Origin of the sequence: Rhodopirellula maiorica SM1, from assembly GCF_000346295.1 — a bacterium.
GTDB lineage: Bacteria > Planctomycetota > Planctomycetia > Pirellulales > Pirellulaceae > Novipirellula > Novipirellula maiorica.
Map to the genome: position 1 here is coordinate 1 of NZ_ANOG01000604.1, position 8,445 is coordinate 8,445.

Consider the following 8,445-nt stretch of genomic DNA (forward strand, 5'->3'; position numbering starts at 1 on the left):
CAAAACCGGACCACTCGCAGAAGAGAACGCCCTCTTTGAAGCCGCCGCAAAACCGATGGCCGACATCTTTGAAGTTTCGCCACCGGCAATGCGAAGACGCCTTCAGAAATTAAATTTGCTAGTCAAAAACAAGGAAAAAACGCTATTTGACGGCATGGCATGAGTGTCAAGTGTTTGTAAAGCACTTGACACGCTCCGGAAGTATGCTCCAATTGCAGCATTAAGACATCGTGGCCGCGCATCGCGGTCATTTTTCGCACCCTGAGTGTGCAGTGTTCAGCAAACAGCCGCGTTCTCTGCCGGAGAAATACAGATGCTCGTGAAGCAGTTCAAATGCCAGATTTGTGGCCACCGTTTCGAGGTCGAAGTCATTGATCGAGAAGACCCCCGCGAGAAAGACGAGCCCGGATATCCGGTCGTATGTGAGATGTGCGCGAGCCCAAGACTTGAACCCGTCTGGGTTCGCAGGAAGGCAGGCTAGAAGCAACGCGGAATCGCCAACGTTGGTACACCTTGAGAACCGTTCCGCGGCGTGATGCACGTTGACGGGAAACCCACCACCACGATCAATAGATTCCTTGGAGAAAAACTAGATGGTAAGCCTATTTTTTTCATACTCGCATCGTGACGAAGTGATTCGAGACGAGCTTGAAATTCACCTCGCAATGTTGAAACGCCAGGGGGTAATCGAGACGTGGCATGATCGACGAATTGTTGCCGGCGATGAATTTAACGGCAAGATTAGTGAGTACTTGGAAATGGCTGACATTGTGCTGCTTCTTGTAAGCCCCTACTTCATCGCGTCGCAGTACTGCTACGCGGTAGAAATGGCGAGGGCCATGGAGCGACACGACGCTGGGGACGCACGCGTCATTCCTGTCATTGTGGATCCTTGCGAGTGGCACATGGCTCCGTTCGGGAAGCTGTTGGCGATGCCGCAGGATGGAAAACCAATATCAAAGTTTCCAAATATGCACGATGCATTTCTTCAGATCACAAGTGCGATTCGTAAAGCAGCCGCCAGTTTGAATACGATTCCAAATGATACGAGAAAAGCTGTTCCGAGAACCCAAGAGGCCGCGCTAGTAGCCGAGAAGCCTCGCTCAAGCAACTTGCGTTTGAAGCGAGATTTCTCGCAGCGCGACAAGGACAGATTCCGTGAGGAAACCTTCCAGTACATGGCGGCGTACTTTGAGGGCTCCTTGTCTGAGCTTCAAGCTCGTAATCCCGGAATCGAGACTGCGTTTCGACGTGTTGATGCCAACACTTTCACGGCGACGATTTACGAGCATGGCAGTCCGAAGTCCGAGTGTTCCATTAGTCTTTCCGATAGCTTCGGTGGTGACCAGATCGCATACAGCGCGGACAAAGCAAGTCGTGGGAATTCGTGCAACGAACTGCTTGGAGTCATTGCGGACGGAACAGCCCTTGGTTGGAAGCCGACAATGGGCTTCCATTTCCACGATGCTTCGTCCGAGCAACTTACCGAGGCCGGTGCCTCGGAGTATTTTTGGTCCCGCCTGATCGAGCCGTTACAAAGTTGATCTAATCCGAGACAGATACCTTCTTTTGCAGGTCGAAAACTGAATAGTAGATCCGGCTGGGAATATTGAGCCGGTATTTCATAACTTATTGAACTGTCGACGTCTTACGGCTAAATCGAATGGCCACAACTTGGATTAATTGAATGATCGTTTATCGCATTCCCGTTTTCTTAAAACAAAGCCTCGGTCGTCATCTGCTGACAGTATTGGCGGTGATGGCTTTCCTTCTCGTTGGTGTTTCCGTGGACCAGATCCGAGAATTGATCATGGATGTCTTCGCCGTTCGCGGGGTGATCCGATGGATGACGTTCGCGTTGGCCGTTTGGGGTGTTGTGTTGATAGGCTACTTCTTATTGATTTCACCGGATGAAACGGTTGTGGATCGCACGCTCCGGCGGGTGCCGAGTGGCGTGCGGCGTTTGCTCCAGTGTCCATTCCGAGTGCTAGTCGTCACACCATCGCAAGGGTTGTATTGGATCGCCCGCCTTGGGCGAAGGTTGAGCGGGAGTGGCTGGGCTGTTCTAGTCAATCTTCCGATGGCAGGCCTTGGATTCTGGCTGGCTATGTCGTGTCCGCTATCACCGTCATGGTTGTCCAGCATCGATTCAGTGTGGCCTTTGCCGGGCGGTTTCATTCGCATGCTGGGACTGTTCGCTGCGATGGTGGCGTTCTGGCTGGGAGCCGGAACATGGGTGGGGGCGGACCGCGTCCTTGACGGCCCGGATCAGAATGGTGAAGCCGGGGGGGCCGACGAAACAGTCCAGCGGCGGGTTCGAGTGTGGCGACGAACAGGTGAGGTCCTTTCCATCCTACTCGTGTCGACACTGCTATTGGAAAGCGTCTGGGTCGCGGTGGAGTTGACGGACACATTCGAAATGTCGGTTTACACCGTTTGGGCATTTTTAATGCTTGGTTTTGCTGGCACGCTTTTGGCAGCGTTACTCGATTTCCTCTATCGAAACACGTACTGGCCCTGGAGATTGATTGCATGCTTGGTCTTGGTATTGGTCGTCAGCCTGACCAGTCACGTAGAGCTCGGGCCGACAGATGTTCCGGATGTTGCGGCACAATTGAGAAGCGAGGAACCAGTAGACTGGGTCGACGCGTCGCTTCGTCGTTTACGAAGAAGGCCCAGTAATCATCGTTACAGCCAGTGGGGGTGGTTCACGGGCAGCTTTAGTTGCGGCCTTGTCGCTGGAACTCATTGAAGACGAGTTTCGCCAGGACGGGCAACACCCGGGGTGTGTGTGGTTGGGGAGCGGAGTTTCTGGGGGCGGTCTCGCACTAGCTGCTCATTACTACCCGTCTGACTTGCAGGCTTCGACGCAGGACGCAGTTACCCGTGATTACCTTGGACCGATCTTCCGAGGCTTCCTGACTACCTTTTCCAACCGTGGTGAATCATTGACCGCGTACTGGGATCGAGAGTTCCCCTGGCAAACAATCGATCAAACAACGCTAGACGCTGGCAAACCGCTGCTTGTGTTCGGTGTTGCTGACATCGATACCGGACGACGCGTGATGGTGGGATTTCCGCGATTGCCGAATGACTGGTATTCCCGATGGAGATGCGAACAAACTGCGAATGGCATGCAATGGACTCTGTCGGACAAGGACCACGAACCATATAGTCTTTCAAGCCTTCAGCTGAGCGGCACCCAGCCAAACGTTCGGCTAACCCGGGCTGTTCGAATGTCATCGTCCTTTCCATTCGGGTTCGAGCCGACACGAATTGCCGCGGAGGTCCCCGAACCGAACAATGGTTCGGATGATCATATCCATTTCCTGGATGGCGGGATGGTCGATAATACTGGCGTTGATTCGGTGCTGGCAATTTTGTCCAAAATTGAAGCTACGAACACTTCGAATTGCCAACAGCTTGCCGAAGAGTTACGACGCCGCGGCGTTTTCCTTATAGAAATCGATGCGGGGGCAGGATCAGGCGAAGTAGCAACGTCGGGATTATTGAGTCGGTTGACGCAGCCATTTGGAGGCTACAACCGAGGAGTCTATACCGCGGCGAAGCGTTCACGCGACCGGAGCGTCGCCGAACTCTACACGCAATTCGGCGAAGACTTTACGACAGAACCAATCGAGTCACACCCAGCGAGCGACGAAGTGACCGAGGTCATGACAACTTTAGCCCTGCCGGAACACGATGTCCGGCGACTGATCGCATCTTTCGAAAATCCAAAAAGGGAAAAGATCATTCGTGAAGCCCTTCGAAAACGTTATATGGAACTGTCGGATCGCGACAGCCTCTCTCAGCGCAAGCAATAAAGTTTGCCGGCGAGTCTACAGCGGCGCGAGACATGGCCAACATCCGATCCGGCTTGCTTCGCTTGTGGCGGAAGTCGCTCGGCTTTGGACTTGGTGTGTAAACCGAGACCCGCATGTCAAACAGAGAATCAGAGAGTTCTCAGGGTTGTCTCTGGGGTGCGAGGCGAACCAGGGTGGTTGGACTCGGCAGCCCGGACTCTCTCCGCGAAAGTGAGAACTTTGAGTTTGGGCGCCGCGGCGTCGAAAGACCGCTAAAAACGGGGCGTAAACGAAAAACGCCCGTTTGCCGATATTGGGCCACTGGCGTTAACTGGTTTGCGAGAGCTTTCGCGATTTCAAATCAGCTCAAATCGGGGTTGGCTCGGTCGACAGCTTGGTTAACGGGAAATCGGCGTAAAACACTGTAAATAACGCAAGAAATGCGATCCAGAGACCGCTGTTTCTTAGTTTGCACCGATTTCGTTTGTTTCGTTTATTTGCTTCGTTGCGTTTGGCCGATACACTAGAGATGGAGGCCAAACCATGAATGCAACACTGTCCGATCTACCCCGTACGCTCTCACCAACGCCCGGCGATGCCGAGCTGGCGAAAGCGTCCAGCCGCGCAATCGCAGACCTTGTCGCTCACGAAAGCGAGGCCACCATCCGATTGGTCGCCAAGCTTGGAACGAAGGAAACCGAGATCGAGATTCCTCCGTCAGCGGTGCAGCTACTTGGCGCCTTGCTGACCGAGTTTGCCAAAGGCAACGCAGTCACCATCTTCCCGGTGCACGCTGAATTGACGACGCAGCAGGCTTCGGATTTGCTTGGTGTGTCGCGGCCGTTTCTGGTCGATCAGCTTGAAAAGGGCGCACTGCCATTTCGCAAAGTGGGCACTCACCGACGCGTGCTGCTCAAGGATCTAATGGAGTACAAACAGTCGATGGACCGCAAACGCCACGAAGCACTCGACAAACTGGCTGCCCAGGCCCAAGAGCTCGACATGGGTTATTGAGCCTTGAGTCACTTCACCGTTGTTTACGACGCTTGCGTGCTCTTCCCCGCGCCGCTTCGGGACCTGTTGATGCAACTTGCGATGACCGGGCTATTTCGGGCTCGCTGGTCTTCGATGATCCAAGATGAATGGACTCGTAGCGTCTTGCGAGTTAGACCCGATCTGACGGCAGAGCAATTGTCTCGCACTCGTCAGTTGATGGACTCGCATGTACTCGATGCATTGGTGACTGGCTTCGAACCGTTGATCGATGCCCTTGAGCTACCAGATCCCAATGATCGCCATGTTTTAGCCGCGGCGATCCGGTGTGGGGCCAATGCAATCGTGACATACAATTTGAAAGACTTTCCCGACGACGCTTTGGGTGCGTACGGAATCGAAGCGATCCACCCAGACTCGTTCATTGTCAGCCAGTTGGATTTGGCACCCAGCGCGGTGCTGACCGCCGTCAAACAAACCCGCGCGAGACTGAAGAATCCGCCGAGGTCGTCGTTGTTTTCGCTCCGGACTTGGGAACCGTTGAGATTGAATGCAACGAAGATGAGGTCCAAGCTCTGATCAATGATTCGTCAGAGTCTTCTGAATAACGGATGCGAAACCATCCGTGAATGCTTATCCGGTGAGCACCGACTGGAGCAAATCGGCGACGCCAATTCGCTCCGCCCAATGCATGAGATAGCTTCGATCTAGCTCGTCGCCCGATACGAGCAGAATACCCCGGGCGTCCTTCAGTTGGCGTTCGGTCGGCCTGATCTTGTGCCATCGCAACTTGTGCAGCAAAATGTCTTCCGCCGTCGCAATCCACGCCGCCTGTTCGAACAAGGTGATTCTTTTGCGACGACTGAATCTTGCGAATTCGTATTCGTCACCAGCCACGCGAAAGAAGTCCACCTTCATAGCGGATCGATTGTCGAGGGCGTTGAATTGGTGGGGCGGTCGCAATCCGGACTCGACGCTGATTTGTTGAATAAAGAATTCATCTTGGAAGGCCTCGACAATTGCATCGACTTGGGTCTCGTCATACTCGACCACAAAGTCGATATCGTGGGTGGAGCGAGGAACTCCCCAGTAGTTGCCAGCCATCGAACCGACCAACATGTAGTCGATTCCAGCCGTTTCGAGTCGATGCAGGCAATCGACGAGTAGTTCGGTTTCCGTCACGGCGTATTGCTTGAGACAATGTCAATTTCGTAGCCAGCACGGATGCGTGCTTTCAGCTTCTCTGCGATCTCCGCTTCGCTTACATCAGGATAACGGTTTCGAATTCCCTCGCGAGCGATCGCCAGCGACGCTTCGTATAAGCCAAGGCCTATCTTGAGTCGTTCTTCGCCGGTCATTCGGCGGTAGGCCTCCAACTGAAGCTGGTCTATTTCTAGCATGAAACTCAGCCTTCCTTCGGAAATAGCGGAAGGATGCGTGAGGTATCATTGTTCTTGGGGGCTAGCTCCGCAGCGTACTCGATGCACGCGTCAACGTCTTCTGACTTGATGCTCGGATAGCTGCGAAGCAACTCGGCTTTCTCGACGCCTTGGGCCAAGTTGTCCAGCACGACAGCGACGGGCACACGCGTACTAGAGACGCATGCTTGGCCGTGGCAAACGAGCGGATCAACTGAGATGCGATCTCGCCAAGTCATCGAGGTACCTTGGGACACGAAACGCGGTAACTCGCACGGGCCCTCTCGTTTGTGTTAACCAGTTTGCCGAGTCAAACAGAGACTCAGAGAGTTCTCGGGGGTTGTCTCTGGGGTGCGGGGCCAACCAGGGTGGTTGAGTCCGGCAGCCCAAAGATCGAAACGAAACAGAGAACTTTCGCTGACGCGGCGAAACGTCAAAAACACCGCGAAAAACCGGGCCGAAATCGAAAACACCTGCCTGCCTAATTCAGGCGGCAGGTGCTAACTGGTTTGCGAGAGCTTTCGCGATTTCAAAACTAGCTCCCCCGACAGGACTCGAACCTGTGACAGGCGGATTAACAGTCCGCTGCTCTACCGACTGAGCTACAGGGGATTTTTTTAAGGACGATTCGTTACGAATCACTTAGACTTTCTTTCTCGGCAATTGCTCGCCGTCGTCTCCCTTAATTTGCCGAAAATTTACTGAAACTACTCTGCGATGACAAGGGCGGGCATGCTCACTTTTTGACTCATCTGAGATTTTTTCATCATCGCCGCCGATTCTGGCTGTCCGTCGCATGTTTTCATTTATTAATGCAAATCCGGCTCCTCGATCACCCCAAACCGACGTCCGCGGCGAAATCGCAGCATCTTGACGCGTTTCGACTCCACTGGATCCCCGTTTTTAGGGAGCCGGCTGGTCCAGGTGAGGTTCGGACTGATGGGGGATTTGGTGGGAAGTGAGCGAGAGTTTTTGGTGTGGAGGGGTTGGGGGCGGGTGACAGGCTGGAAGCCTATCCCACTTTGTGGGAGGGCTATGCGGCTTTATCGCTTTTGATCTTGATCATTGTCACTTCGTTGCCGATGTCGTTGTAATGGACCTCGCTCATCACTTCGCTGATCAGCAGCACACCGCGGCCGCCAGGAACCTCTAGCAGACTGTCCTGGCGTGGATCGGGGACTTTTTCAGGGTCGAACCCTTCGCCTTGGTCCCGGATGCGAATCATCACTCGCTCGTCGCAACACGTCATCTCAACTTCGACGACTTTGTCCGCTGCGTTGCGGTTGCCATGACGCACCGCGTTGACGATCGCTTCTTCGTACGCCAATTGCACGCGAAACAGATCCATCGCCGGCCACTGACGTTGGCCCATCTCTTGGATCAGATCCTCGACTAGGTCGCTGCCAATCCGCGTGTCACTGGGGATCGTATGTCGCTGAGTCCAGGAAGGACCGTGGTTGGTGCCCATGATGGATGTCTCTTTTCGCACGTGCGCTGTACTCACGCTGTTTGGGACAAAGGGGGGCAGAATGATCGTCGCTTGAAGTCGAGGTGTTTCGCCTCGCTGGCGGGGTCACCGCAGCGTCTCATCGACTCTCGCTCGACGATTCATCCTGCGCCATGGCGGTTTTCGCGTCGCAAAATTCGCCAATATTATCATTATCGGCCGAAGTCTTATTCGATCTGACGTCTTTCGTAAACAGCATTTCAATTCAATCCCCCCGGTCGTGGTGGTCGACCGAATGCAGGCAAATCGACCAGCAATTTTGGCCGTTGGACTCAATCAAACCACCGTTGAGTACGCAATTTATTGGCTTTTGCTCGCTTTGTCGTCGCGATCCGCACCGGCACGATTCACCAGGCAGGTCGCTTCCGATGAACCGGTCCTTACCTCAAATTCACCGAGTTCCTGCAGAAAATTCATTGCGATTTCTGGCGTTGGCAAATGGTAGATAGCAAATCGCATGCCTGGAGAGGCTATAGAGTTTGCGGTGGGAGGTGGGAGGTGGGAGGTGGGAGGTGGGAGGTGGGAGGTGGGAGGTGGGAGGGCTGAGGGCTGAGGGCTGAGGGCTGAGGGCTGATGACAGGCTGGAAGCCTATCCCACATTTAATTGGGGGATGACCCTGTGCGACGGCGACGGCGACGGCGGTGCCAGGTTAGTCCCAGGATGCCCAACAGCGGCAACGTGATGATGCCGATCGCTTGACTCCAGGCACTTGAGAGCACGATC

10 protein-coding genes and 1 tRNA gene are annotated in these 8,445 nt (G+C 54.2%); 5 read left to right on the top strand and 6 right to left on the bottom strand.

The genetic code is table 11. From position 1 onward, the window contains the following. The first annotated feature begins 593 nt into the window (after positions 1-593). The 5 genes from RMSM_RS19275 (at position 594) to RMSM_RS42770 (ending at position 5,375) form a co-directional block, all read left to right on the top strand. Positions 594-1,544, top strand: a complete 951-nt coding sequence (locus tag RMSM_RS19275; protein WP_008699868.1) for a toll/interleukin-1 receptor domain-containing protein — start codon at positions 594-596, stop codon at positions 1,542-1,544. A 143-nt stretch (positions 1,545-1,687) separates the two neighbouring features. After that, the gene (locus RMSM_RS19280) at positions 1,688-2,752 is read left to right on the top strand and encodes a hypothetical protein (protein WP_008699869.1); all 1,065 of its coding nucleotides are present in this window, start codon (positions 1,688-1,690) and stop codon (positions 2,750-2,752) included. After that, on the top strand, positions 2,733-3,824 hold the full coding sequence (locus RMSM_RS19285; RefSeq protein ID WP_160168324.1) for a patatin-like phospholipase family protein: 1,092 nt from the start codon (positions 2,733-2,735) through the stop codon (positions 3,822-3,824). Before RMSM_RS19280 ends, RMSM_RS19285 begins: the two co-directional genes overlap by 20 nt. Before the next feature lie 522 nt (positions 3,825-4,346). After that, positions 4,347-4,817: a helix-turn-helix domain-containing protein gene (locus RMSM_RS19290; protein WP_008699872.1), complete on the top strand. Its 471-nt coding sequence runs from the start codon at positions 4,347-4,349 to the stop codon at positions 4,815-4,817. Between the two features lie 3 nt (positions 4,818-4,820). Beyond that, complete coding sequence (locus RMSM_RS42770) at positions 4,821-5,375, top strand: PIN domain-containing protein (RefSeq protein ID WP_081614241.1); 555 nt, start codon at positions 4,821-4,823, stop codon at positions 5,373-5,375. Between the two features lie 54 nt (positions 5,376-5,429). Here RMSM_RS42770 and RMSM_RS19300 read toward each other — a convergent pair whose 3' ends face one another. The 6 genes from RMSM_RS19300 to RMSM_RS41075 all read right to left on the bottom strand — a co-directional run bounded on the left by RMSM_RS19300 (position 5,430) and on the right by RMSM_RS41075 (position 8,180). Beyond that, entirely contained in the window at positions 5,430-5,978 is a 549-nt protein-coding gene (locus RMSM_RS19300) for a hypothetical protein (protein WP_008699874.1), read from the bottom strand. Next, complete coding sequence (locus RMSM_RS19305; protein ID WP_040768200.1) at positions 5,975-6,196, bottom strand: hypothetical protein; 222 nt, start codon at positions 6,194-6,196, stop codon at positions 5,975-5,977. Before RMSM_RS19305 ends, RMSM_RS19300 begins: the two co-directional genes overlap by 4 nt. Before the next feature lie 5 nt (positions 6,197-6,201). After that, entirely contained in the window at positions 6,202-6,453 is a 252-nt protein-coding gene (locus RMSM_RS19310; RefSeq protein WP_040768202.1) for a DUF433 domain-containing protein, read from the bottom strand. A 300-nt stretch (positions 6,454-6,753) separates the two neighbouring features. Further along, positions 6,754-6,826: transfer RNA gene (locus RMSM_RS19315), tRNA-Asn, on the bottom strand. A gap of 421 nt (positions 6,827-7,247) precedes the next feature. Continuing rightward, positions 7,248-7,682 carry an ATP-binding protein gene (locus RMSM_RS19320; RefSeq protein ID WP_008699879.1) on the bottom strand — a complete coding sequence of 145 codons (435 nt, stop codon included), beginning with the start codon at positions 7,680-7,682 and terminating at the stop codon, positions 7,248-7,250. A 339-nt stretch (positions 7,683-8,021) separates the two neighbouring features. Beyond that, positions 8,022-8,180 (bottom strand): hypothetical protein, encoded by a 159-nt coding sequence (locus tag RMSM_RS41075; protein WP_008699880.1) that lies wholly within the window; start codon positions 8,178-8,180, stop codon positions 8,022-8,024. Positions 8,181-8,445: the final 265 nt, after the last annotated feature.

Coding starts and splice junctions, on each gene's coding strand:
- RMSM_RS19275 (WP_008699868.1), top strand. CDS start 594: ATGGTAAGCCTATTTTTTTCATACTCGCATCGTGACGAAGTGATTCGA.
- RMSM_RS41075 (WP_008699880.1), bottom strand. CDS start 8,180: ATGCGATTTGCTATCTACCATTTGCCAACGCCAGAAATCGCAATGAAT.
- RMSM_RS19310 (WP_040768202.1), bottom strand. CDS start 6,453: ATGACTTGGCGAGATCGCATCTCAGTTGATCCGCTCGTTTGCCACGGC.
- RMSM_RS19305 (WP_040768200.1), bottom strand. CDS start 6,196: ATGCTAGAAATAGACCAGCTTCAGTTGGAGGCCTACCGCCGAATGACC.
- RMSM_RS19290 (WP_008699872.1), top strand. CDS start 4,347: ATGAATGCAACACTGTCCGATCTACCCCGTACGCTCTCACCAACGCCC.
- RMSM_RS19280 (WP_008699869.1), top strand. CDS start 1,688: ATGATCGTTTATCGCATTCCCGTTTTCTTAAAACAAAGCCTCGGTCGT.
- RMSM_RS19320 (WP_008699879.1), bottom strand. CDS start 7,682: ATGGGCACCAACCACGGTCCTTCCTGGACTCAGCGACATACGATCCCC.